Origin of the sequence: Clostridium sp. DSM 17811, from assembly GCF_018861905.1 — a bacterium.
GTDB lineage: Bacteria > Bacillota > Clostridia > Clostridiales > Clostridiaceae > Clostridium_AD > Clostridium_AD frigoriphilum.
The window spans coordinates 101,728-126,841 of the sequence record NZ_JAHLDU010000010.1 but is presented as its reverse complement, the minus strand read 5'-3'; the positions used below and the strand labels follow the sequence as shown (position 1 = coordinate 126,841).

24 protein-coding genes and 1 other annotated feature are annotated in these 25,114 nt (G+C 30.3%); of the genes, 1 reads left to right on the top strand and 23 read right to left on the bottom strand.

Annotation, left to right across the window (positions count from 1 at the left end; genetic code table 11):
• Positions 1-134 precede the first annotated feature (134 nt).
• The 18 genes from sigE to KPL44_RS13915 form a co-directional block, all read right to left on the bottom strand.
• Entirely contained in the window at positions 135-842 is a 708-nt protein-coding gene (gene sigE / locus KPL44_RS14000; protein WP_216251430.1) for an RNA polymerase sporulation sigma factor SigE, read from the bottom strand.
• Positions 843-891: 49 nt separating this feature from the next.
• A complete protein-coding gene (gene spoIIGA, locus KPL44_RS13995; protein ID WP_216251427.1) occupies positions 892-1,698 on the bottom strand; it encodes a sigma-E processing peptidase SpoIIGA in 807 nt (268 codons plus the stop codon).
• Between the two features lie 200 nt (positions 1,699-1,898).
• Positions 1,899-2,993: a cell division protein FtsZ gene (gene ftsZ / locus KPL44_RS13990; protein ID WP_216251424.1), complete on the bottom strand. Its 1,095-nt coding sequence runs from the start codon at positions 2,991-2,993 to the stop codon at positions 1,899-1,901.
• Positions 2,994-3,008: 15 nt separating this feature from the next.
• Positions 3,009-4,262 (bottom strand): cell division protein FtsA, encoded by a 1,254-nt coding sequence (gene ftsA / locus KPL44_RS13985; protein WP_216251421.1) that lies wholly within the window; start codon positions 4,260-4,262, stop codon positions 3,009-3,011.
• 382 nt (positions 4,263-4,644) lie between these two features.
• On the bottom strand, positions 4,645-5,700 hold the full coding sequence (locus KPL44_RS13980) for a type IV pilus twitching motility protein PilT (protein ID WP_216251418.1): 1,056 nt from the start codon (positions 5,698-5,700) through the stop codon (positions 4,645-4,647).
• 146 nt (positions 5,701-5,846) lie between these two features.
• A complete protein-coding gene (gene sigK, locus KPL44_RS13975) occupies positions 5,847-6,548 on the bottom strand; it encodes an RNA polymerase sporulation sigma factor SigK (RefSeq protein ID WP_253199872.1) in 702 nt (233 codons plus the stop codon).
• A gap of 104 nt (positions 6,549-6,652) precedes the next feature.
• Positions 6,653-8,353 (bottom strand): penicillin-binding transpeptidase domain-containing protein, encoded by a 1,701-nt coding sequence (locus tag KPL44_RS13970; protein WP_216251416.1) that lies wholly within the window; start codon positions 8,351-8,353, stop codon positions 6,653-6,655.
• A gap of 66 nt (positions 8,354-8,419) precedes the next feature.
• Positions 8,420-9,043, bottom strand: a complete 624-nt coding sequence (gene udk, locus KPL44_RS13965; RefSeq protein ID WP_216251413.1) for a uridine kinase — start codon at positions 9,041-9,043, stop codon at positions 8,420-8,422.
• Positions 9,040-10,266 (bottom strand): peptidase U32 family protein, encoded by a 1,227-nt coding sequence (locus KPL44_RS13960; protein ID WP_216251409.1) that lies wholly within the window; start codon positions 10,264-10,266, stop codon positions 9,040-9,042. The genes udk and KPL44_RS13960 overlap by 4 nt, the downstream gene beginning before the upstream one ends.
• A 15-nt stretch (positions 10,267-10,281) precedes the next feature.
• Entirely contained in the window at positions 10,282-10,941 is a 660-nt protein-coding gene (locus KPL44_RS13955; RefSeq protein WP_216251406.1) for an O-methyltransferase, read from the bottom strand.
• 162 nt (positions 10,942-11,103) lie between these two features.
• Entirely contained in the window at positions 11,104-12,930 is a 1,827-nt protein-coding gene (gene typA / locus KPL44_RS13950) for a translational GTPase TypA (protein WP_216251403.1), read from the bottom strand.
• 248 nt (positions 12,931-13,178) lie between these two features.
• Positions 13,179-13,631, bottom strand: a complete 453-nt coding sequence (locus KPL44_RS13945; protein ID WP_216251400.1) for a Fur family transcriptional regulator — start codon at positions 13,629-13,631, stop codon at positions 13,179-13,181.
• A gap of 176 nt (positions 13,632-13,807) precedes the next feature.
• Positions 13,808-14,065, bottom strand: coding sequence for a DUF1292 domain-containing protein (locus tag KPL44_RS13940; protein ID WP_071612956.1), 258 nt, complete (start codon positions 14,063-14,065; stop codon positions 13,808-13,810).
• A gap of 70 nt (positions 14,066-14,135) precedes the next feature.
• On the bottom strand, positions 14,136-14,555 hold the full coding sequence (gene ruvX / locus KPL44_RS13935; RefSeq protein ID WP_171297108.1) for a Holliday junction resolvase RuvX: 420 nt from the start codon (positions 14,553-14,555) through the stop codon (positions 14,136-14,138).
• A gap of 73 nt (positions 14,556-14,628) precedes the next feature.
• Entirely contained in the window at positions 14,629-14,886 is a 258-nt protein-coding gene (locus tag KPL44_RS13930; protein ID WP_071612958.1) for an IreB family regulatory phosphoprotein, read from the bottom strand.
• Between the two features lie 178 nt (positions 14,887-15,064).
• Positions 15,065-17,710 carry an alanine--tRNA ligase gene (alaS, locus tag KPL44_RS13925; RefSeq protein ID WP_216251397.1) on the bottom strand — a complete coding sequence of 882 codons (2,646 nt, stop codon included), beginning with the start codon at positions 17,708-17,710 and terminating at the stop codon, positions 15,065-15,067.
• A 67-nt stretch (positions 17,711-17,777) separates the two neighbouring features.
• Positions 17,778-17,970: a binding site (T-box leader), on the bottom strand.
• Between the two features lie 107 nt (positions 17,971-18,077).
• Entirely contained in the window at positions 18,078-19,106 is a 1,029-nt protein-coding gene (locus KPL44_RS13920) for an AI-2E family transporter (protein ID WP_216251394.1), read from the bottom strand.
• Complete coding sequence (locus KPL44_RS13915) at positions 19,090-19,599, bottom strand: PRC-barrel domain-containing protein (protein WP_216251390.1); 510 nt, start codon at positions 19,597-19,599, stop codon at positions 19,090-19,092. Before KPL44_RS13915 ends, KPL44_RS13920 begins: the two co-directional genes overlap by 17 nt.
• Positions 19,600-19,846: 247 nt before the next feature.
• Between KPL44_RS13915 and nagZ the strand changes: the two genes are divergently transcribed.
• Positions 19,847-21,097, top strand: coding sequence for a beta-N-acetylhexosaminidase (gene nagZ, locus KPL44_RS13910; RefSeq protein WP_216251388.1), 1,251 nt, complete (start codon positions 19,847-19,849; stop codon positions 21,095-21,097).
• 74 nt (positions 21,098-21,171) lie between these two features.
• On the opposite strand, the gene nifU (KPL44_RS13905) is transcribed toward nagZ, so the two are convergent.
• The 5 genes from nifU (KPL44_RS13905) to KPL44_RS13885 all read right to left on the bottom strand — a co-directional run bounded on the left by nifU (KPL44_RS13905) (position 21,172) and on the right by KPL44_RS13885 (position 24,854).
• Positions 21,172-21,555 (bottom strand): Fe-S cluster assembly scaffold protein NifU, encoded by a 384-nt coding sequence (gene nifU / locus KPL44_RS13905; protein WP_216107121.1) that lies wholly within the window; start codon positions 21,553-21,555, stop codon positions 21,172-21,174.
• A gap of 164 nt (positions 21,556-21,719) precedes the next feature.
• Positions 21,720-22,796 carry a tRNA 2-thiouridine(34) synthase MnmA gene (gene mnmA / locus KPL44_RS13900; RefSeq protein ID WP_216251385.1) on the bottom strand — a complete coding sequence of 359 codons (1,077 nt, stop codon included), beginning with the start codon at positions 22,794-22,796 and terminating at the stop codon, positions 21,720-21,722.
• Positions 22,797-22,806: 10 nt separating this feature from the next.
• On the bottom strand, positions 22,807-23,235 hold the full coding sequence (gene nifU, locus KPL44_RS13895) for a Fe-S cluster assembly scaffold protein NifU (protein ID WP_071612965.1): 429 nt from the start codon (positions 23,233-23,235) through the stop codon (positions 22,807-22,809).
• 1 nt (position 23,236) lies between these two features.
• Complete coding sequence (nifS, locus tag KPL44_RS13890) at positions 23,237-24,421, bottom strand: cysteine desulfurase NifS (protein WP_216251382.1); 1,185 nt, start codon at positions 24,419-24,421, stop codon at positions 23,237-23,239.
• Entirely contained in the window at positions 24,414-24,854 is a 441-nt protein-coding gene (locus KPL44_RS13885) for an RrF2 family transcriptional regulator (protein WP_216251380.1), read from the bottom strand. Before KPL44_RS13885 ends, nifS begins: the two co-directional genes overlap by 8 nt.
• Positions 24,855-25,114: the final 260 nt, after the last annotated feature.

The window sequence follows — 25,114 nt, the reverse complement described above, 5'->3', positions numbered from 1 at the left end:
GACACTAAGAATATATTTATAATTAGAATTTTATTTGATCTTTTTAAATAAGGCACATGAAAATAAATAATAAGTCAAAAATAATACTGACCTGTTATTTATTTTCATGTGCCTAATACCAATCTAAAATTAACCTACACCATTTTATTAATTTCCTTTTGCAATCTTTTTATTATTCTTTTTTCAAGCCTTGATATATAAGATTGTGATATTCCAAGTATATCAGCAACTTCCTTTTGTGTCTTTTCTGTTGTTCCATTTAATCCAAATCTTAGTTGCACAATTTCTTTTTCTCGTGAATTTAACCGTTGCATAGCAAGCCAAAGTAATTGTTTGTCTACATCTTCTTCAATAATATTATAAACCACATCATTATCCGTTCCAATTATATCAGAAAGCAATAATTCATTACCATCCCAATCAACATTTAACGGTTCATAAAGAGAAATTTCAGTTTTTATTTTACTATTTCTCCTTAGATACATTAGAATCTCATTTTCAATACATCGCGATCCATATGTAGCAAGCTTAATTTTTTTTTCAGGATCAAAGGTATTAACTGCTTTAATAAGCCCTATAGTTCCTACTGAAATCAAATCTTCAATGTTCACTCCTGTATTTTCAAACTTCCTTGCTATATAAACTACGAGCCTTAAATTCCTCTCAATCAAGGTGGCTCTTACACTTTTATCCCCGGTATCAAGTCTAACTACCAATTCATCCTCTTCATCCTTAGTCAAAGGAGGTGGTAACGCATCATTGCCTCCTATATAAAACAAATTGTTTGAAAATACTTTAAATTTAGCAAATAACTTGTTTAACATTACTTTAAAATTAAACATAATTTCCTCCTTATCCATATTATTAAAATAATTACTAATTTCAGGCTTATTAATTGAGTATTCCTCTAGACATAAGCCCATTATAATCATTATCTTTACTTAATTTATACTCACAAAATGCTACAATTACATCTTTTGTTTCTATATTTTTTTTATTAATATGAATGTTAATATACTCTGGTTTAAATCCAATAAATCTACCACTAGTTCCATTTACTACAGTATAAGGAATGAAGTATGTATTGTTTTTTTCTAGGGAAATTTCGCTTAAAATATTCCGTTCAACAATCAATACTGGTAGATTGGAAGCAGGCTCGCGAAGCTCATTTCCAGTATCTAGAAATGCTTTAATAGTTTTTATATAATTCTTATTTACTATATCTACTGTGTATATAAGCGTAGATATTTTCTTCCTATCTTTTACAAAAATTACGACCCTATATATCACTATATAAATGGTCATTACTGAAAGTAGCAACTTTTCATAAGAGAAATTTATTATAACTACATCAAATGACATATCCTTTTTACTATTCATCTGAATAAAAAAACACATCCCAGCTAAAAGAATTGAGTATAATAAAAAGATTAATGAAGCTTTAATATTAAATAAAAGTCTTTTTTCATGAAATGCAATAACTATCATAACAATTACTATTAATATCTTAAAAGGTAAAAATGTCAGCCACTTAAGACTAGGATACAATACTGTTATAACATATAAGCTACCTACTAGACTTGAAATGAATAGCCACTTAAGCTTTACTCTTTTTTTTAACGTTTGAACAGTAACGTGTAATATGAATAGATTAACTATAAAATTTACTAATATAAGAACATCTACATATACTACCATCCTCTCTTCCTCCTTTAAGATTATTATATAACTATTAGCATCAAAATTTTGTCATTTTTTACCACATGTAATTATTTTTATTCTTTCATAAAACGTCACCTATTCCCATATTATTGTAAATACATTTATAATTGCCCTAAACGCAAATAAAGTGCCCAAAGGGCACTTTATAATTTATTTTATATTATTATTTTGTATTATTATTTGTTTTGTCTTCTTAAAAAAGCTGGGATTTCTAAATCAGAATCTTCATAATCCTTAGTATACGCAACTTCTTCGTTAGGAACAACCGGTTCTTTTACTTTAGGTTTTTGCACAGTTTTATTTTGTTTTACAACATTATCACTTTCAAAACCAGTTGCAATAACCGTTATTCTTATTTCATCTTTTAGCTCTTCATCTATAACTGCTCCAAAAATAATATTAGCATCTGGGTCAGCCGCCCCTTGCACAATCTCTGCAGCTTCATTAATTTCAAGTAATCCAAGGTCCATTCCACCAGTAATATTTAAAAGCACACCTGTAGCACCAACTATGGATGTTTCAAGTAATGGGCTTGAGATAGCTTGTTTTGCTGCCTCTTGGGCTCTATTATCGCCAGAAGCTCTACCAACTCCCATATGTGCAAGACCTTTTGCAAGCATAATTGTCCTTACATCTGCAAAATCCAGATTTACAAGGCCTGGTATTGTAATCAAATCAGATATACCTTGTATACCTTGTCTTAAAACATCATCTGCCATTTTGAAAGAATCCATCAATGTAGTTTTCTTATCAACCATAGTTAATAGTCTTTCATTTGGTATTGTTACTAAAGTATCCACTGTTTCTTTAAGAGTTTTTATTCCTACTTCAGCATTAATCATTCTTTTCCTGCCTTCAAATGGAAATGGTTTTGTAACAACTCCTACAGTAAGTATTCCCATGGATTTAGCAATTTCTGCGACCACAGGTGCAGCCCCAGTACCAGTACCACCACCCATACCTGCGGTAATAAACACCATATCTGCACCCTTTATTGCTTGAGATATTTCTTCTTTACTTTCTTCTGCTGCTTTCATACCAATTTCTGGATTAGCACCTGCTCCAAGTCCCTTTGTAAGTTTATCACCAATCTGAATTTTCTGAACAGCATGAGATAGAATTAAAGCTTGCTTATCTGTGTTAATAGCTATAAACTCTACGTTTTTAAGCCCTTCCATAATCATCCTGTTTATAGCATTGTTTCCTCCACCACCACACCCAATTACTTTAATTTGAGCAAACTCTTGAACATCAACATCAAAATCTAACACAACAATACCTCCTTTTTAGAAAAAATCCGCAAAAAAGCCTTTAACTTTTGCCGCTAATTTATTCTTCCCTTTTGTATTTTGTTTTTTCGACCATTTGTTATCGTGCGATTGTTCATCTGACTCTTCATCTGAACTAGTATTAGTTTTAAGATTATTAACAGCCTGAAGTACTATTCCTACTGCTGTAACATATATTGGACTAGCTGCGCCTACATATTCAGGAGATCCTACTCTCACTGATTTTTCAAGTATATCTTTACTTAAATCATTCATACCTCTAAACAAAGATATACCTCCACCAACTATTACTACGCCTGAAATTTCCTTATAAAACCCACTATTTAATAAATTTCTTTTAATTAAATGTAATAACTCTTCTACCCTAGCACAAATTATATCAATTAATAAATTGTTATCAATCTCCATTAAATTGTTATAAGAATCTTTAACTCTAATCTTTTCATCATCAAATTCTGCACCCTTGATAAGGCTTCCATATTTAAGTTTTAATCTTTCACCTTCACTAAAAGGAACTTTAAGACAAACTGATATGTCATTAGTTATGTTATCTCCACCCAATTGAACAATAGATGTATATTTTAATTTTCCACTCTTATAAATTGATATGTCAATAGTCTGAGCTCCAACATCAACAAGTGCTATTCCCATATCTTTCTCTTCTTTTCGAAGTACAGACTCAGATATTGCTGATGGTTGAAGCACTATACCATTTACCTTAATTCCAGCTCTTTTAACACTTTTCAATAAATTACTAACTGCTGTAGATTGCGCCATGACAACTTGTCCCTCAACTTCGAGCCTCATTCCACTCATCCCTCTAGGATCTTTAATATTGTCATATCCATCAACAATATATTGTTCAGGCTCAACACCCACTATTTCTTTATCGGCCGGAACTGAAATAAGTTTAGCTGCTTCAATTACTCTATCCACATCACTTTGTTTGATTTCCCTGTCTTCAGAAGATATTGCAATCATGCCAGTATTCCTCACTAATTCGCAAATTCCTCCAGGTAGTGATATATATCCTTCACTAATTTGAGTATCTGTCATACGTTCCAATTGAGTAACACATTGCTTAATAGCTTCAGCTGTACTATCTATGTCTATTACAACTGATTTATTTAAACCACTACATACAACTGATGTAATGCCTATAATCTGAAGTTTTCCATTACTGTTAATTCTACCAACTGCTCCACATATTTTCGATGATCCTAAATCAATTCCTACAATCTGTTCATTCATTAAGTTTATCCCCCCTCATAAGAGAAACCTCAAGTGTATATATTCAACAAGAAAATAAAATTTCCTCCTATTTTTATCTTTTTTAATAAAAAATTTACTTTAAATCTAAATACGGTTAAAAGTTTTTACATTTTATTGTATAATTGAATATTTATAACTTTAATTTCAATTTAGTAAACTATATTAACCTAATAATACTTAAAAGATAATTTATTTTCATACACTAAGTATAATATCAATATATAGAAAATGCAATGTTATATTATATGGGAATATTCCCAAGGTAATATTTTCTTGTAATATATAATTTAATTTCAAATTAAAATAGAACAAGCTAAAAGCCATAATTTATCTTTGCTTTTAGCTTATTTAGAATTATTAATTAAAGTGCTAACATTCTTACCATCATTTCATTGTCAACAGAGTAAGTTATTGCATCATCTTTAGATATAACCGATCTTTTATATAAATCTGAAATTGACATATCCATAGTTTTCATCCCATATTTCCCGCCAGTTTGAACACAAGACTGTAATTGATGCGTTTTACCCTCGCGAATAAGATTTTGAATTGCTGGGGTTGATATCATTACCTCAAGAGCAGCAACCCTCCCTTTTTCAGTTATCTTAGGTATTAATTGCTGTGAAATTATTCCCTGCATCACTGCAGCCAATTGAACCTTAATTTGTTGTTGTTGATATGGAGGAAATACATCCACTATTCTATCTACTGTTTTTGCTGCACCTATAGTGTGTAGTGTAGAGAAAACCAAATGTCCAGTTTCAGCTGCAGTAATAGCTATAGAAATTGTTTCAAGATCTCTCATTTCACCTACTAATATAACATCAGGGTCTTCTCTAAGAATTGCTCTTAATGCATTTTGATAATTTTTACTGTCTTTTCCAATTTCTCTTTGATTAATAATTGATTTATTGTGTTTGTGCAGATACTCAATAGGATCTTCAAGTGTAATAATATTACATGCTCTAGTTGAATTAATTTCGTTAACCATAGCCGCGAGCGTTGTACTTTTACCACTTCCTGTAGGTCCAGTCACTAAGACTAAGCCCCTTTGTTTTGTGGTAAGTGCACGAACAACCTCTGGAAGTTCAAGTTGTTTGAGTGTAGGTATCTTTAATGCAACTACTCTAACTGCAATAGTATCGCTTCCTCTTTGCTTATAAACATTAACTCTAAATCTTCCAAGTCCTCCAATAGAGTAAGAAGTATCAATCTCACCATTATTATAATATTCTTCATATGAATCATCCAATATTACTCTTGCGTATTTTTCAGTATCTGCTGGAGTTAATTTATCTTCACCAACTTGTATTAGATGGCCATTAACTCTAATAACTGGTACTGAGCCAACTGTTAGATGTAAATCTGATGCATTTTGTTCTATTGTCCATTTTAATAACTCGCTAAGAGATTTCATCTTTTGTCCTCCTGTTTTTTAGTGAAGTTCCTAATATTAATCTTGCATCGTTAATTTTAATTTTCAACTTATACTATTCAAGATTTTTATTTTACTTACAATTGTAGATTATATAATTATACCATAGTTGTTCTAGTTTTCTAGAACTATTTACCAATTTTTTTCGTACTATTTAATTCTTTATTAAGCTTCTTCAATGCTCTTTTCTCAATTCTTGATACATATGATCTAGAAATTCCTAGTATCAATGCAATTTCTCTTTGAGTTCTAGGGTTGCCATCAAGTAATCCATAACGCATTTGAATTATTGTCTTCTCTCTATCCATTAAAGCTACGTTTATCTTATTATACAATTTTTTAATTTGTATCTTGCTTTCTACTATATCAATTATAGAATCTTCATCACTACTAAGTACATCCATAAGTGATATCTCATTTCCCTCTTTATCTGTGCCAATAGGGTCTTGCAGATACACTTCACCTTTTGTTTTCTTATTGTTTCGAATAAGCATAAGTATTTCGTTTTCTATGCATCTTGCAGCATAGGTAGCAAGCCTTGTTCCCTTATTTGTATCAAAAGAATCAATGGCTTTAATAAGTCCTACAGTTCCAATAGATATGAGGTCATCTACATCTTTTCCAGGATAGGAATATTTTTTTACTATGTGTGCAACTAGTCTTAAATTTCGTTCAACAAGTATTCCTTTAGCTAGTAAATCGCCTTCCCCAAGCTTTATTAAATAAAATTTTTCTTCTTCTTCACTTAATGGTTGAGGGAATGAACTACTACCAGTTATATAAGCTGTCAAAAATGTAACATTTCCAATCATATCTAATAAACAATTCATGAAAAACACAGCTGTTCCTCCTAATAGAGCTTATTAATATAATATGAATTGTTTTATTAAAAGTGCCTGTACTTAAAAATTTATTTAATTTTTATATAAATTTATTACTGAATATTTTTAAGCGCATAAACTACCTTTTTAAATATTGGAGCAGCTGTACCTCCACCTTCCTCATCTGCAATACCTAATCTATTCATCTTAATATCATTCACATATACAACCATAGAATAATTTTTTTCGTTTAAAGTAAAAAAACCTACAAACCAACCATCGGATTTATTTCCTTTCTCGTATGTAGTAGTACCTGTTTTCCCACCTATATCCATACCTTTAATGTAAGCCGCATCACCAGTTCCTTTATTCACAACATCTATCATATGAAGTTTAACCGTTTCTGCTGTTTCTTTTTTTAATACGGTACTGGTTTTAGGTTTAATTTTCTCTAAAACCTCTTTCTTGTCATTTACATATGCATCTATTATACTTGGCTTAACATATACTCCATTATTTATAATAGTATTTGGAATGCTAAGTGCTTCTAGAGGCGTTATTGTAACATTTTGACCAATGGCTGTCTGGCTCGTTTGGGCATATGTAGGATTTGATATATCCTCCTCAAAATTACCAATATCCTCTTGCTGGAAATCTAATACTTTACTTAACATGCCTTGTTTTCGGGCATAATTATATATATTTTGAACGCCAACCTTCCAACCTATCTGAGCGAATATGTTATTTGAAGATTTGACTAAAGCCTCTGCTACAGTAAATGTATTTCCTTTAAAGTTCTCCTGAGTGAATAATTTAGGATTTATTGTAAATTGTTGGTTCTTATCTATTTTATTCATATCTATACCCGCTTCATCAACAATAACCTTAAAAATCGATCCCGGTAAAGCACCATTAGTACTTGGATATCCTAGATTTACATTATATGCATTATCATCTTTTTGTGCCATAGCCCTTATCTTTCCACTACTACTCTCCATTAGTACAACACCAATTTTATTATATTTTTCATTGTGAAGAATTTCCTCAACTTTTTCTTGAATTTGTTTATCTATTGTAAGTCTTACATTTATGTTGTTTTTAGGTGTAACGGTTGTAGCTGCTCCCATTTCACCATTAATTCCTTTAGAAAATCTAGTTTTTGTGTATTCATTATTCTTAGTTTTATTATATATTTTCATTTCCAGGGAATCAGAACTCTTAGATACAGTATTACTAACTTCCTTTTTAGATAGTGGGTTAACACTTACTTTATTGTAAGTTGTACTTGTCAATATATTTTCTGTTTTCCAATACCCATCCTTTACAACATCAGTAGAACAATAAGTATAAAACCCTTTTACCTTTTTAATATCTTTGAGCTTTTCATATGTAACTTTATCGATTTCATATCTTAACTTTTCTCCATTACCGGTTGCTTTAATTTTTTCTAAATCATATGTTTTATTGTAATTTCTAAGTGTAATTGTTAATGTTTCTAAGTCATATTTACTGGTGTATTCATTAAATCTAGTATAATCCACTGGATCTATAATCGCATAATACTTTTCTTTATAATTTAAAAGGTCCTCTCCATTACAATCAAATACCTTATATAAAGCACCGTATTTTTCATCAATAGTATACTGTGCATCAGCCATTGTTTTTAATGGCTTTGAGTTAAAATACATGTAATTTGAAACTCGATAAATTAAAAAGCCAAATAATATCATAAATAAAACCATCACTAGCCAAGTTCTTTTTCTAATTTCATTATTTTGATTCGAGTAACCAAAAATGTTGTTTCTACTAGACATAAAAACACCTCCCCTAGACTAATTCTAGCCTAAAATGAGATGTTTTATACTGCTCATGTGTTATTTTTATCGCCTTTGTAGTATCTGACTTATATTTGCATTAATTATATCAATAGCCACTTTATTATGTCCACCTTCTGGTATTATAATATCTGCATATCTTTTAGTAGGTTCTATAAATTGCTCATGCATCGGTTTAACTACGTTTAGATATTGCTTTATAACAGACTCCATTGTTCTTCCTCTTTCTTTAATATCCCTTGTAAGTCTTCTTATAAACCTTACGTCTGCATCAGTATCTACATATATTTTAATATCTAACATATCACGAAGAATTTTATTATCCAGTATAAGTATTCCTTCAAATATAATTATATCCCTAGGTTTTACACTAATTGTTTCTTTTGTTCTGTTAAATATTTTAAAATCATATATAGGTTTTTGAATAACTTTACCTTTTAAAAGAAGATTAAAATGTTCCACTAAAAGCTGCGAATCAAATGCATCAGGATGATCATAGTTTGTTTTAATTCTATCTTCAAAAGAGAGTTCACTTTGATCTTTATAATAAGAATCTTGCTCAATCATAGCAATACATGACTCATCAAAATGTTTATATATTTCTCTAGCAATAGTGCTCTTTCCAGAACCTGTCCCGCCAGTTATCCCTATTAGTATAGGATGATTCATAACTTTTTCTCCTTAGCCTTAATAAGGATATCATTTTCGCAAAGTTTTTCTTTAACATTTACAGTAAATATCATTTGAGCACTTGGGGCAGATGGTATACTTTCTCCCTTAGAATTTCTCATATCATCTAATGTAATTAAAATGTTGTCACCTATAGGTCTTAGCACTTCAACAGTATCGCAAAGAAACGTTTTGTTTTTTTGCTCAATTGTTGCAATATTGCTTTTTTCATCATATTTTCTTACTACTCCAACTATATCATAATTTCTAATATATGACGAAGATTCATATATCTGATTGTTAGGATCCCCAAAATAAAATCCAGTATAAAATTGTCTGTGACTAGGTTTTAATAGATTATCCAACCATTTTTTTTGAAATTTATAATTTGCTCCATCTGCTACATACGCATCCAAAGCTTCTCTATAGGATTTGCAAACAGAAGCGACGTAATATGAGCTTTTCATTCTTCCTTCTATTTTAAAGGACATTACGCCTGATTCCATAAGTTCTGGTATGTGTTCTATCATACATAAGTCCTTTGAATTCATAATATAAGAACCTTTATCATCTTCAATTACAGGAAAATATTCTCCATCCCTTTTTTCTTCCATTAAGAAATATTTATATCTACATGGCTGAGCACATTGCCCACGATTTGCATCGCGACCAGTCATGTAATTTGACATAAGACATCTTCCTGAATAGGACATACACATAGAGCCATGAACAAATGCTTCAAGTTCACAAGTATCGGGTAATTTTGCTCTAATTTCTTTAATTTCTTTTAACGACAATTCTCTTGCAAGAACAATTCTTTTAACCCCTTGTTTATGCCAAAAAATAGCAGATTTATAATTTACATTATTAGCTTGAGTGCTTAAATGTATTTCTAAATTTGGTACTACTTCCCTCGCTGTCATAATAATCCCTGGGTCAGATACAATGATAGCATCCGCGCCTATCTCATATACTTCTTTTAAATAATCTTCTAGGCCATCTAAATCATCATTATGAGGAAAAACATTTAAAGTAACATAAACTTTTTTACCCCTTACGTGTGCAAATTCTATTCCTTCTTTTAAATCTTCATTGCTAAAATTATCTGCAAAAGCCCTTAAATTTAATTTACTTCCGCCTAAATAAACTGCGTCTGCGCCAAAATTTATAGCTGCTTTCAATTTTTCTAAATTACCTGCTGGTGCAAGTATTTCTGGTTTCATAAGTTTTATTCCCCCCTATCTGCTACCTATATTCTTTCTTACAGTAACTGAAATGCCATCTCCCATTGGTATTACAGAAGTTATAAGGTCATCATTACTAGATACTAGTTCTAAGTAGCTTTTCATACGTTTTATTATAGTGATTTTTCTATGTGTTGCAAGTTCTTTTGATGCAACCATTCCTCTAAATAGTACATTATCTGCAATAAGAACTCCATCTTTTTTTAAAAGCCTTAAGCAATTAGGAAGAAAATGATTATAGTGGCCTTTACCCGCATCCATAAAAATCATATCATATTCATCCTGGAGACTTTCCAAAAGCTCTAAACAATCTCCTTTTACAATAGTTATTTTATTTTGCAGTCCGCATTTTGCTATATTAGCAGTTGCAATTTCTATCATTCTCTGATCTCTTTCAATAGTTGTAATTTCACTTAAACCAGATGATGCGATATTCATTAAAATAGCAGAATATCCTATAGCAGTTCCAAGTTCTAAGATCTTTTTAGGTTTATTCATTTTTACCATTAACTCTAAAAATTTTGCAGTTTCCTTTTGAACTATAGGAACTCTGTTTTTAATAGAAAACTTTTCTAGATCATCTAAAATACCACTATTACTTGGTATAAGTTCTCTTAAATATTGCTCCATATAATCATATGTTACCCCACTCATTTACTTTCCTCCAAAATTAATAACACAAGTTATCTAAATTCCTTGCGCTTCATCTTTATATTAATATGTATATAAAAACCTTTTATATTAAAAAAGAAAACCATATAAATTAATTATGCGGTTTTCTTTTTCATTAATAAAATTATTTACTTTTTATTTTATTTATTTCTTTTTGCCACCGGCTCTTTTTCTTTCACCAGAGTCTAATATTCTTTTTCTCATTCTAATATTTAGAGGAGTAATTTCAACTAACTCATCTATTGCTATAAATTCTAAGCACTGCTCTAGTGACATAGGTTTTACTGGAACAAGTTTTGGTGATTCATCTGCTCCTGAAGATCTAGTGTTTGTTAATTGTTTCTTTCTACAAACATTTATTTCCATATCTCCACTTCTTGCACATTCTCCAGCAATCATTCCAGCATATACAGGTACTCCTGGTTCTAAGAAAAGAGTACCACGATCTTGAGCATTAAATAATCCGTAAGTTATAGTTTCTCCACCTTCAAATACAATTAGTGAACCTCTACTTCTATCTGGAATCTCACCCTTAAATCTATCGTAACCATCTAGAACGTGATTCATTATACCATTACCCTTAGTATCAGTCATAAGTTCACTTCTAAATCCAATCAATCCTCTTGATGGTACTTTAAATTCTAATCTAGTGTATCCATTTATAGCAGAAGTCATATTAACCATCTCTGCTTTTCTAGGTCCCATTTTCTCCATAACAACGCCCATAAATTCTTCTGGAACATCAATTGTAAGGAATTCAATTGGCTCTGTTTTATGCCCATCTTCTTCTTTATATATAACATTAGCTTTTGACACTTGGAATTCATATCCTTCACGTCTCATAGTTTCAATTAGAACTGAAAGATGAAGTTCTCCTCTTCCGCTTACTTCGAAACCATCTGCTTCTTCAGCTTCTACTACTCTTAAACTAACATTTGTTTCAAGTTCTTTCATAAGTCTATCTCTTATGTGTCTTGATGTTACAAAAGTTCCTTCTTGACCTGCAAAAGGAGAATTATTAACCATGAAATTCATAGTTAAAGTAGGTTCATCAATTTCAACGAACGGAAGTGCCTCTGGCTCAAGTACATCAGCTATTGTTTCACCAATGTTAATGTTTGGAATACCAGAAACTGCTACGATATCACCAAGCATTGCTTCTTCAGTTTCTACTCTCTTAAGTCCATCATAAACGAAAAGAGCTGAAACTTTAACGTTGCTTATTGATCCATCTTTAGCTATAAGTGCAACTTGTTCATTTCTTTTAATTGATCCTCTTTGGATTTTTCCTATTCCGATTTTTCCAACATACTCATTATAATCAATAGTAGAAATAAGCATTTGAAGTGGCATATCTAAATATCCTTCTGGTGCCTTTACATTCTTTACTATAGAATCAAATAATGGTTCCATGTTATCACTTACATCATCAACTTCAAGTTTTGCAAACCCTTCTCTAGCAGAAGCATATACAACTGCAAAATCTAATTGTTCATCATCTGCTCCAAGTTCAACAAATAGGTCAAAGACTTCATCAAGAACTTCAGTTGGACGAGCATCTTTTCTATCAATTTTGTTTATAACAACGATAGGTCTAAGGTCTAATTCTAATGCTTTCTTTAAAACAAATTTAGTTTGTGGCATTGGACCTTCATATGCATCAACTACAAGAAGTACACTATCAACCATCTTAAGCACACGTTCAACTTCTCCACCAAAATCAGCATGTCCTGGAGTATCAACTATATTTATTTTAATTCCATTATGCATTACTGCAGTATTTTTAGAAAGAATTGTTATTCCTCTTTCTTTTTCTAAGTCATTTGAATCCATTACTCTCTCTTGTACTTTTTCATTTTCTCTAAAAATATTACTTTGTTTAAGTAAACAATCCACTAGTGTTGTCTTGCCGTGATCTACGTGGGCAATAATTGCTATATTTCTAACGTCATTTCTTGTAAATAAATTCATATTAATCCTCCAATTTTTTTCATGTGTTTACACATTTTACACAAACGAAAATTGGATACGCCTTGAAGTATCCAATTTTCGCATTTACTATACTTATTCTAATATTATCTTGCAAAAAAGTCAACTATGTCTGTTACTCAATATTAAAAAATGATAAATTCACTTAAATTATATCATATAATTAGTTTTTTTATTATATAATCCTACATAAATCCAAACATTTACTTTATAAGCTATCAATTCAAAAGTTATTTGCCTGCACATTTTTCACAAACCCCATAAAATTTCAAACTATGATCCTCAATCTTGAAATTATATTCTTTTTCAACAATTGATTCTAATTCTTCAAGTAAATCCCCTTGTACTTCTAACACTTTACCACACCGATTACATATAAGGTGATGATGCTGATGATGCTCATCTTGATGGTTAAGCTCATATCTACTACATCCATCATCTAAATCAAATTTTCTAATTACGCTCATATCTTCTAAAAGTTGAACGGTTCTATAAATTGTAGCAAGACCTATTTCTGGGCAGTCAATTTTAACCAAGTCATATAGTTCTTCCGCAGTAAGATGGCTACCTTCACTTTTAATTATCCCATTTAAAATAGCTCTTCTCTGTGGAGTTAGTTTATATCCCTCTTGTTTTAAGGTTTCTTTTAAACTCTCAACGCTTTCTGGAGATACCTTTGACATATATATACCCCTTTTCTTATAACTATCATTTGACCTATAAGTATAAATTTCTTTACTATAGGTTCATTTTAATACTTTTTTTAAGTAATGTCAATTGATAATCATTTAGCATTAAGAAAACAGGATAATTTGTTTAAAATTTTTCAATTTAATTGTGGTTTTCTTCTATAATAGGATTAAATCTCATCAGAAGAAATAGCATCATACGCTTCTGAAATCATTTCAAACTCTTCATCGTCTTCTATTGTAACTAAAATATCATTGCCATCTTCATCCTTTTCAATTCTTAGTGCAATTGCATCAATGTCTTCCTCTCCAGTTGGTGCAACTATAACATATTCCTTATCTTTAATGTCCAATTTTGTCAGCACATCAAATTCGATTTCCTTACCTTCTTCATCATATAATAGTACAGTCTCTACATTGTTATCCATTTTTTTATCTCCTTTTACATTATGTAATAAATAATATTTTAATTTAATCTCATGTTTATGATCGTTAGGTTTATAAACGTGTACCTAAACTGTCTAAATATCCTTGCAAAATGAATGTAGCAGCAATTTTATCAACAATTTTTTTTCGTTTTGACCTTGATAAATCGCCCTCAAGCATTACTCTATTAGCAGCGACTGTAGTTAATCTTTCATCCCACATTTTCACTTCTAAGTTCAATGTTTCTCGGAGCTTTTCACAGAACCGTTGAACCTTTTCTCCTTGAGGTCCAATAGTACCATTCATATTTTTAGGAAGTCCTGATACAAAACTTTCCACATTATATTTTTTACATATTTTATCAATTTCTTCTATGTCTATTACTATGCTTTTTCTTTTAATTGTTGTAATTCCTTGCGCCGTTAACCCAAGTGGATCACACACAGCTATCCCTATTGTTCTATCTCCAATATCTAATCCTAGTATTCTCATGTAAACCTCCTTTATCATTAGCCTTATTATATTACAGTATTATCTTAAAAAATAAAATGCCCATATGGGCATTTTATTTTTTTATGTCTAGATAAGATTTTAAAACTTCTTCTAATATTTCATCTCTTTCTAGCTTTCTTACTAACGCCCTTGCTCCATTATAGTTCGTTATATATGTAGGATCTCCAGAAATTAAATATCCTACCATTTGATTTACTGGGTTATATCCCTTTTTTATAAGCGAATTATATACGTCAGTTAAAATAGTTTTTGTTAAATCCTTTTTATCTTTTACAAAATCAAATTGGACTGTATTTTGATTACTATCCATTATATACACCCCTTCCTTATAATACACTAAACACTGTAATATACCATATTTTAGTACACTCGGAAATCACTTCGTAATATTTTATAACTTTTTAAAAAAAACTGTACAATTATATACTAACGATAATTAAATTATTTCTAATTAATTATATTATAAAACAACTATTACAAAAAGTATACTATTTTACTAATCTTTCAATAATAGAGCATACATTCTCGATTGCTTCATCTAATTTATCTGGCAGTTTTCCGCCAGCCTCTGCCATATTCGGTCTACCGCCACCGCCGCCGCCAGCAATTTTAGCTACTTCTTTGATTATTTTTCCACAATGAATTCCTTTATCTATTGCAGACTTAGATGCCATTGCAATAAACTGTACTTTGTCACCTACACTACTTCCAAGAACTACTACGCCATCACCGAGTTTATCGCGAAGTTTATCAGCTAAATCCCTTAATGCCTCTGAGTCCATATTGCGTACAGTACCACAGATTACTTTAACACCTTTAACCTCTTTAACATTATTTAACATTTCATCGACTGAAGAACTAGCTAGTTTCCCTTTTAATAATATTATTTCCTTCTCTTTATCTTTTAATTCACCTAATTGAAGTTGTAATTTATTAATTATATCCTTTTCGGAGCATTTTAACGTACTCGCAATATCTTTTAATTGATTATTTTTATCTTCTAGAAATTCAATAGAATTAATACCTGTTATAGCTTCAATTCTTCTAACTCCTGCAGCTACCCCTGATTCAGATAAAATTTTAAAGAGACCTATTTCTCCTGTGTTTTTAACATGAGTACCTCCACATAATTCCTTACTGAATTCACCTATAGATACAACTCTAACATCATTTTTGTACTTTTCATCAAACAAAGCTATAGCTCCGCTTTCCTTAGCCTTTTCTATAGTCATGACACTCGTATTAACTGTATACGCCTTTAAAATATTGTCATTGACTATCTTTTGGACTTTAATAACTTCCATCTCCGTTAATGCTGAAAAATGGGTGAAATCGAACCTTAATCTATCTTCATTTACATATGATCCTGATTGATGAACATGATCACCTAATACCTTTTTCAAAGCTTCTTGCAGCATATGTGTTGCTGAATGATTTCTACAAATTTCATTTCTTCTATCCTCGTTAACCTTAAGAGTTACTAATTCTCCTGTTAGCAATGTTCCATCAATCATTTTGACAAGATGTACAATTTTTCCAGAAATACTCTTTTTACAATCATAAACCTCTGCCTTAAAATTATCATTAAAGATTATTCCCTTGTCTCCGATTTGCCCTCCCATTTCAGCGTAAAAAGGTGTAACTTCTGTTACAATTATTCCCTTTGAACCTTTTGAAAGTTTTGTAGCAATCTCACCTTCACTAATTAAAACTTTCACTTTAGAAAACAATTCAGTTTTATCATACCCTTCAAATTTAATTTCTATATCTTTAGGAATTAAATTTAAAACATTGTCTGCATTACCCATGTAATCTGACTGTCCCCTGGCATCTCTTGCCATCTGCCTCTGATTTTGCATTTCAGTATTAAATTCTTTCAAATCAATCTTTATGCCTACATCTTCGAGTATTTCTTCTGTAAGTTCATATGGAAATCCATATGTATCATATAATTTAAAAGCCTTATCTCCACCTAATATTTTATCATTATTGACTTCAAGTTCCTGTATATATCCTTTTAATATATCCATGCCAGAATCTATAGTTTCAAGAAATCTTTCCTCTTCAATTTTTACAACTTTCTTAATATAAGATGCTTTCTCTTTAAGTTCAGGATATGCTACGCAAGAATTTTTTATAACCATATCACAGAGTTCATATAAAAAAGTATTTTTAATTCCAAGTAGTCTACCATGCCTTGCAGCACGCCTTATTAGACGTCTTAAAACGTAACCTCTTCCCTCATTAGACGGAAGTATTCCATCACTTATCATGAAAGTTGTGCTCCTAACATGGTCAGTTATAATTTTTAATGATACGTCGGTTGCAGGGCTTTCTCCGCATTTAGCACCTGTAACCCTTGATACTTCATTTAAAATGTTTTTTATAGTATCCACTTCAAATATACTATCCGTGCCTTGCATTATAGCAGATATTCTCTCAAGTCCCATACCTGTATCTATATTAGGATTCTTTAATTTATTATAGTTGCCTTTTTCATCCTTATCAAATTGAGTAAATACCAAATTCCAAAATTCTATTATTCTGTCTTCATTTCCTGCTTCCATAAATTCTTCACTAGTCTTTATTCTACCTAATTTTACATTTCTATCAAAATGTATTTCTGAACTTGGACCACAAGGTCCTTGACCTATTTCCCAAAAGTTCTCTTCTTTTCCTAATTTGAAAATATGTAGCGGATCAATATCGGTGTTTTCATTCCATATATTAAAAGCCTCATTATCATCTAAGTATACAGTTACATATAACATTTCTTTTGGTATATTTAAAACCTCTGTTACATATTCCCAAGCCCATGGAATAATCTCTTGCTTAAAATAATCACCAAAAGAAAAATTCCCTAGCATTTCAAAGAAAGTACCATGCCTTGATGTCTTACCCACATTCTCAATATCCCCTGTTCTAATACACTTTTGACAATCAGTTATTCTAACACTAGGTGGTGTTTGAATTCCTGTGAAATATGATTTAAGTGGTTGCATACCTGCATTTACAAGTAATAAACTATTATCATTCTTAGGTACTAGAGGGAAACTCTCCAGTCTAAGATGTTTTTTACCTTCAAAAAATGTTAGAAATGATTCTCTAATTTCATTCAAGCCTAAATTCTCCATAATATCTCCTCCGTTTATTTAAAATTCATGAATTTTTATAATACAAAAAAACCTTCACTTCCCTAAAACAAGGGACGAAAGTTTTCCGCGTTACCACCCTAATTATATCGCTATATAATTAATAAAATTAACTATATAGCGATATCTCTCAATAAAAACAGGTTCAAAGATAGCTTCAATATACCTATCAAGAAGTTTTCACCACCCACTTCCTCTCTAAATGACTCCATATATTTACTAACTCTCATCATTACCTAATATTAACTTTATTTATTCATTAAAACATATTCTAACTAAATACCTTATTATATATAAATTATAAGTAATAATCTATTTCTTGTCAATATTTAAGATTTAATAACAACATCTAAAATAAATAATAATTTAAGTCCTCATATATAACTTTAATTACTACTCCTAGTGGTACTGCAAGTATCATACCTAATATTCCTCCAGCTTCTCCACCTATCATTAATAATAATATTACCGTTAATGGATGCATACTTATGCTTTCTCCAATTATTTTTGGCGATAATAAACTTCCTTCAATTTGTTGAAGTGCAAATATCCATATAGTTGTGTATAACGCTATTTTGGGGGATTCTAGTAGTGCAATCAAAATTATAGGTATTAGTCCAAATATAGGACCAAAATAAGGGATTATATTAAAAATACCATTTATTAAAGCTAATATTAATGGAAAATCAACTTTCATAAACATTAAGATTAAAAAGGTAGCAATAGTTATAATTCCACATAAAATAAGCTGACTCATAATATATCTACCTAGTACCTTATCAATATCATCTATAATTTTTTTTATTATATTTCTGCTCTCAGGAGGGAAAATTATAAGTGTTTTATTTATCATGTTTTCACTATCACATAAAAAATAATATATTATTAAAGGTGAAACCATATAAGTTAATATATTCTCCCCGAGTCCCATGATAAAATCAAGTAGCTTATTGAATATTAAAATGATTTGTGTATTAGATTTATAATATATAGTATTTATAATACTATCCATTATTTTATTCGTACTTAATACCTTTATTTTTGTCTTCGCATTGATTAAATAACTCCCCAAATCGTTTATTACTTTGTTTATAGATAAGCTCTCTCTAAATATTGATGGTATCACCACTATAAATATTAGTAATATTAAAACTAATAGCCCAACTACTATTAAAGCAGATGCTGCCTTTTTATTTACCCCTCTTCTAATTAAAAGAATATATAATGGTTTTAGACAATACGCTATAATAAACGATATAAATATTAAATTTAGTAATTGTTTAATAATTGGTATTCTTATAGCTATAGCGATTATTACTATTAATATAACAATGCTTACAGCGCAAATAACTAGCCTCTTTTTATTGTTTTTTTTCATTTGATTTCCCCTGTACAAAAAAGTTATGAGGCATACTTTTAAAACAATATTGATCGTGATTTGGAATATAAAGAATATTTTCTTCACCAAGTATTAATTCATTTATTAATATTATTCTTTTCCCACGAATCAAATTCGTAATAAATCCTGAAGATACTATAACCCCTTTTATTATAAACTTGTTGCCTGTAAAGGTAATATCCTCCACCATGCCCAATACATTTCTGCATATATCTATTACATCCATACTAATAAAACTATGTAAGCATAAATGTGTACTTTTTTCTGCTTTTTTAACCACCATATCTTTATTAAAGTATATGATATCTTCTTTTAGTACACTCAGATTTTTTTGAAAAAAATTGTATGGAGATATTAGAAATCCAATTACTTTACCTTTATTAAAGTCTATTAATAAGTCTTTAATAAATCCAATTTTTTTACCATCCACACTCACAACATTCATAAACATAAAATCTTTACTTTTAAACATATTATCTCCTATATCAAAATAATTTAATTGTTTTTGTTATACTTATCTTTTCCAATTAGTATAAAAATATTACATAAAATAAAGATAAATGATTAAAGTAATAGTTGTACTTATAAAATTAAAATTTCTATATACCCATTTCTATAAATTGTCATTAATACTGTTGCTTATATATCTTTTAAATAGTATAGTTACCTAGTAATTTTAAATATTTTATTTGTTTTTAGAAAAGAGGTTTAATTTAATAATGAAAAAATCCATTATAATCACCTTATTAATTAGTAGTTTATTACTATCTGGATGTAATAATTCTGATCATAGCTCTTTATCTAATGTTAAAACTAAGGATGATGTCGCTATTATAAAGCCAAAACCTATTGACTTAGTCCAAAAAAAAGTTGATTCTATGAATTTAGATGAAAAAATCGGTCAGTTGGTAATCGTTGGACTGGATGGTTATACAATAAACAATAATATAACTAATTTAATTAAACAACATAAAGTTTCTGGAGTTATTTTATTTAGTAAAAATGTAAAGAATTCTAATCAGCTAGTTAACTTAATTGATTCAATTAAAACCAATAATTCTTTAAATAAAGCACCTCTATTTGTCTCTGTTGATGAGGAAGGTGGAAGGGTATCAAGAATGCCCTATGAATTAAAAAAGCTTCCATCAAATCAAATAATAGGCAATATGAATGATTCTGACTTAAGCTACAACATTGGAAAAACAATTGGAGATGAACTTAAAATTTATGGATTTAATATGGATTTTGCTCCAGTACTAGATATAAATAGCAACCCAAATAACCCTATAATAGGAGATAGATCATTTGGTAATAATTCAAATATTGTGAGCAAACTAGGAATTAAAACCATGAAAGGCATGAGTAATAACAATATAATTCCTGTTGTAAAACACTTTCCTGGACATGGTGATACCTCAGTTGATTCCCATGTAGGTCTGCCAGTAGTAAATAAAGATATAAATACACTTAATAAATTTGAACTATTACCTTTTAAAAGCGCTATAAAAAACAACGCTGATGCTATTATGGTGGCTCATATTTTGCTAAGTAAAATAGATAATGAAAATCCTGCTAGCATGTCAAAAGTTGTTATAACGGATATACTAAGAAAAAAGCTTGAATTTAACGGAGTGGTTATTACTGATGATATGACCATGGCGGCCATAATGAAATATAATGACATTGGAGATGCTGCCATTAAGTCTTTTAATGCTGGTAGTGATATTATTTTAGTATGCCATGAATATAATAATGAGCTAAAAGTAATTAATTCACTAAAAGCTGCAGTCCAGAGTAAAACAATATCAGAAAAAAGACTTAATGAGAGTGTGTACCGTATACTGAAACTCAAAGAAAAGTATAAAATCAATAATGATACGTTAAATACCATAAATACCAATAAAATTAATGAAATTAATGATAAAATAAAATCCTTCTCAAATAATTTAACAAAAATAGAACTACATTGATTAGCCCTCAATGTAGTTCTATTTTTGTTAAACTTAGGGGCATGAAAATAAATATTTACTTGAATGTCCCTTAACTACCAAAGTTTCAGATTTTGTGACTCTCTATAATTATTTATTGCATTATGTATAGTTTGCTCTGCAAGTACAGAGCAATGCTCTTTCACAACTGGTAAACCCTCTAAAGCCTCAATAACTGACTTATTGGTTAATTTCCAAGCCTCTTCTAAAGTTTTGCCTTTTATAAGTTCTGTCGCAATGCTCGACGATGCTATAGCTGAACCACAACCAAACGCCTTGAATTTAACGTTGTTTATTATATTATCCTTTACCTTAATATAGATTTTCATTATGTCTCCGCAATTAGGGTCTCCTGCTTCTCCAATACCATTAGCATCACCTAATACACCCATATTTCTTGGACTATAAAAATGTTCCATAACCTTATCACTATATTCCATAGTATTACTCCTTTCCTCTCAATAAAATTGTTGATAACAGTATCCTAATCGTTACTTTATAATATTAACTATTATTTCTTATAAATGCAGAGGGATATCTAGTTTTTTAACTAGATATCCCTCTGCTATAATCATGCACTAAAGTAGCAATATTTATATTGAATTTATAAAATTTTCTCTATTATTCCTCCACCAACTACTAAGTTTTCTAAATAGAAAACTACCGATTGACCTTTGGTTATAGCTCTTTGTTTCTCATCAAAAACAACCTTTACTCTATTATTTTCCATAGGAATTAAAGTAGCCGATTGTGGATTTGCCGAGTATCTAATTTTAGCTGTAACTTTCAAATTTGAGGTTAATTTATCAAAAAGAATAAAATTCAAATCTTTAGCTATGAGCCCAGTTTTAAAGATATCTTCTTCATCACCTACTATTACCTGATTAGTAATAGGATTAATATCATTAACAAATACAGGTTTTCCTAGTGCAATACCCAATCCCTTTCTTTGTCCTATAGTATAATACACTATTCCCTTGTGTTTCCCTATAACTACTCCTTGCTTATCAACAAAGTCTCCTGGTTTTATAACTTTACCGCTATATTTTTTAATATAATTTCCATGGTCATTATCAGGTATAAAACAGATTTCTTGACTATCCCTTTTTTTAAAAACTTCAAGACCAATTTTCTCTGCAATCTTTCGTATTTCTGGTTTAGTATATTCTCCACAAGGCATTAGAGTACGACTTAGTTGGTCTTGCGTTAAACCATATAAAGCATATGTTTGATCTTTCTTATTATCTTCTGCATTTTTAAGAACGTATCTATCATCTTGTTTTTCAATTTTAGCATAATGCCCTGTAGCTATATAATCAGCACCAAGGGCTCTCGCTTTTCTTAAAAATTCATCAAATTTAATAGTCCTATTGCATACAATACAAGGGTTGGGAGTTCTACCTTCCATATATTCATCAACAAAATTATCAATAACATTTTTTTTAAAAACATCTTTAAAATTCATAACATAAAATGGTATATCTAACACATCAGCAACACGTCTTGCATCATTTGCCGCTGATATAGAACAACATCCGCCTTCATTTTCCTCATAATCAGGATTATCTGGTGAGAGCTTCATCATAATTCCTATAACCTCATAACCTTGCTCTTGCAAAAGATACGCTGCTACAGAGCTATCTACTCCACCACTCATTCCAATAACTACTTTTTTCTTCATTTAAAATCACCTATTCTTCTGGTATTTCACCATGTATGTCATCGTGTTCTTCATAATCAAATTCCTCTAGACCAGCTTTTTTTCTATAATCATTTATTGCCATATGAATTGCCTCTTCAGCTAGTACCGAGCAATGCATTTTTATTGCTGGAAGTCCATCTAGAGCTTCAGCTACAGCTTTATTTGTTAATGTCCATGCATCATCTATAGATTTACCTTTAATAAGTTCTGTTGCCATACTTGAAGAAGCTATAGCTGATCCACAACCAAAAGTTTTAAATTTTGCATCTACTACTATATTATCTTCAACTTTTAAATAAACTTTCATAATATCTCCACATTTAGCGTTACCAACTTCACCTATACCACTAGCATTTTCAATTTCTCCTACATTTCTTGGATTAGTAAAATGGTCCATAACTTTTGCACTGTAATCCATATTATTTTTCCCCCTTCTTTAAGTAGTCATCATATAATGGTGACATATCTCTTAATCTTTGTATAACTTTTGGAACTGTTTCTAATACATAATCTACTTCTTCCTCAGTGGTAGCATCGCCTATTGTTAATCTAAGTGATCCATGAGCTATCTCATGAATAAGACCTATTGCAAGTAATACGTGTGATGGATCTAAAGAACCAGAAGTACATGCGCTTCCACTTGATGCTGCAATACCCTTCGCATCGAGCATTAGCAATATAGATTCACCTTCAACAAATCTAAAACTAATATTAGAGTTTCCAGGAAGTCTTTTTTCTCCTATTGGTCCATTAAGTCTTGTGTAAGGTACTTTTAATAATCCATTCATAAGTTTATCTCTTAAAATAACTAGTTTTTTATTATTCTCTTCCATGTTCGCAACAGCTAGCTCAAGAGCTTTACCAATTCCAACTACACTAGCTACATTTTCAGTACCAGCTCTTTTACCTCTTTCTTGCCCACCACCATGTATTAAATTTTCTATTTTAATACCTTTTCTTATATATAAAGCTCCTATGCCTTTTGGTCCATAAAACTTATGACCAGCAAGTGATAATAAATCTATATTCATTTCTTTTACATCAACTGGTATATGCCCTACAGCTTGAACTGCATCAGTATGAAAAAGTATTTTTTTGCTTCTACATAATGCTCCTATTTCTTTTATTGGTTCTATTGTTCCAATCTCATTATTAGCAAACATTACTGATACTAAAATAGTTTTATCTGTAATTGCATTTTCTAGATCTTTAATACTAATAAATCCATATTCATCTACCGGTAAATATGTAATATCAAATCCATTTTTAGCTAAATATTCACAGGTATGAAGTACTGCATGATGTTCTATAGCTGTTGTTATTATATGATTTCCTTTTTTCTTGTAAGAAGAAGCAATGCCCTTTATAGCCCAATTATCTGCTTCTGAGCCTCCACTTGTAAAAAATATTTCACTTGAATCAGCATTTATCGCTTTTGCTACCTTATCACGTCCAATATCAATAGCCTTTTTAGTATCCCTTGCTAAAGTATAAATAGAAGATGGATTTCCAAAATATTTTGTAAAATACGGAAGCATTTCTTCCATAACTTCTGGTTTAACATATGTTGTTGCAGCATGATCCATATAAATTGATTTATTCATTATCCTTCACTCCTTTAATTAACGTCATTTCGTTATAATCAGATACAATATCTTTTAAATTTATCGAAGTAGTTACACTATCTATACTATTTTTAATTTTTTTCCATAATGGCCGAGTGGCACAACAATCAATATTAGTACATTCTTCATCATGAAGACAAGTTGAAATTTCTATTGGTCCCTCAAGTACATTAATAATATCATAAACAGTTATTTCCGCAGGAGCTCTATTGAGTAAATATCCACCCTGAGATCCCCTTACACTTTTAATAAGCTTAGCCTTTCGAAGTGATGAAAATAATTGTTCTAAATAATATTCAGATATACCTTGTCTTTCAGATATACTCTTTATAGATACAGGGTGTTCTCCATAATTTATCGCTAAATCTACCATGGCCTTAACTCCATATCTTCCCTTTGTAGATAATTTCATTTAATCACTCCTTTTTGTCATCATCTGCCCAGCTATTCATTAACACCTTAGGTGTCATTCATCATCACCTAAGGTGTTATTTATCATCGCAGGTGGTGAAGCATTAACAAATCCATAAGGAAATTTACACTCCTAAAGTTTTCAAACTGTTTAAGTATGTAATAATTGCTTACAATAGCGAATCTTTCCTTATGAGTTATTATTAAAGTAGAGTGTTTTACTACACTTTCTAAATTCATAATATCAAACCCTAGTATTCT

What these genes read in the sequence shown, in the direction of transcription:
- nifU (WP_216107121.1), bottom strand. Translation starts at nt 21,555, where the DNA reads ATGGAATATAGTGATAAGGTTATGGAACATTTTTATAGTCCAAGAAAT.
- KPL44_RS13980 (WP_216251418.1), bottom strand. Translation starts at nt 5,700, where the DNA reads ATGAAATCTCTTAGCGAGTTATTAAAATGGACAATAGAACAAAATGCA.
- typA (WP_216251403.1), bottom strand. Translation starts at nt 12,930, where the DNA reads ATGAATTTATTTACAAGAAATGACGTTAGAAATATAGCAATTATTGCC.
- alaS (WP_216251397.1), bottom strand. Translation starts at nt 17,710, where the DNA reads ATGGAGAATTTAGGCTTGAATGAAATTAGAGAATCATTTCTAACATTT.
- sigE (WP_216251430.1), bottom strand. Translation starts at nt 842, where the DNA reads ATGTTTAATTTTAAAGTAATGTTAAACAAGTTATTTGCTAAATTTAAA.
- udk (WP_216251413.1), bottom strand. Translation starts at nt 9,043, where the DNA reads ATGAATCATCCTATACTAATAGGGATAACTGGCGGGACAGGTTCTGGA.
- ftsA (WP_216251421.1), bottom strand. Translation starts at nt 4,262, where the DNA reads ATGAATGAACAGATTGTAGGAATTGATTTAGGATCATCGAAAATATGT.
- nifS (WP_216251382.1), bottom strand. Translation starts at nt 24,421, where the DNA reads ATGAATAAATCAATTTATATGGATCATGCTGCAACAACATATGTTAAA.
- KPL44_RS13940 (WP_071612956.1), bottom strand. Translation starts at nt 14,065, where the DNA reads ATGGATAACAATGTAGAGACTGTACTATTATATGATGAAGAAGGTAAG.
- mnmA (WP_216251385.1), bottom strand. Translation starts at nt 22,796, where the DNA reads ATGAAGAAAAAAGTAGTTATTGGAATGAGTGGTGGAGTAGATAGCTCT.
- KPL44_RS13915 (WP_216251390.1), bottom strand. Translation starts at nt 19,599, where the DNA reads ATGTTTAAAAGTAAAGATTTTATGTTTATGAATGTTGTGAGTGTGGAT.
- KPL44_RS13930 (WP_071612958.1), bottom strand. Translation starts at nt 14,886, where the DNA reads ATGGATAGTAATCAAAATACAGTCCAATTTGATTTTGTAAAAGATAAA.
- KPL44_RS13955 (WP_216251406.1), bottom strand. Translation starts at nt 10,941, where the DNA reads ATGAGTGGGGTAACATATGATTATATGGAGCAATATTTAAGAGAACTT.
- KPL44_RS13885 (WP_216251380.1), bottom strand. Translation starts at nt 24,854, where the DNA reads ATGAAATTATCTACAAAGGGAAGATATGGAGTTAAGGCCATGGTAGAT.
- spoIIGA (WP_216251427.1), bottom strand. Translation starts at nt 1,698, where the DNA reads ATGGTAGTATATGTAGATGTTCTTATATTAGTAAATTTTATAGTTAAT.
- nifU (WP_071612965.1), bottom strand. Translation starts at nt 23,235, where the DNA reads ATGGATTACAGTGCAAAAGTTATGGACCATTTTACTAATCCAAGAAAT.
- ruvX (WP_171297108.1), bottom strand. Translation starts at nt 14,555, where the DNA reads ATGAGAATACTAGGATTAGATATTGGAGATAGAACAATAGGGATAGCT.
- KPL44_RS13970 (WP_216251416.1), bottom strand. Translation starts at nt 8,353, where the DNA reads ATGTCTAGTAGAAACAACATTTTTGGTTACTCGAATCAAAATAATGAA.
- sigK (WP_253199872.1), bottom strand. Translation starts at nt 6,548, where the DNA reads ATGAATTGTTTATTAGATATGATTGGAAATGTTACATTTTTGACAGCT.
- nagZ (WP_216251388.1), top strand. Translation starts at nt 19,847, where the DNA reads ATGAAAAAATCCATTATAATCACCTTATTAATTAGTAGTTTATTACTA.
- KPL44_RS13960 (WP_216251409.1), bottom strand. Translation starts at nt 10,266, where the DNA reads ATGAAACCAGAAATACTTGCACCAGCAGGTAATTTAGAAAAATTGAAA.
- KPL44_RS13945 (WP_216251400.1), bottom strand. Translation starts at nt 13,631, where the DNA reads ATGTCAAAGGTATCTCCAGAAAGCGTTGAGAGTTTAAAAGAAACCTTA.
- KPL44_RS13920 (WP_216251394.1), bottom strand. Translation starts at nt 19,106, where the DNA reads ATGAAAAAAAACAATAAAAAGAGGCTAGTTATTTGCGCTGTAAGCATT.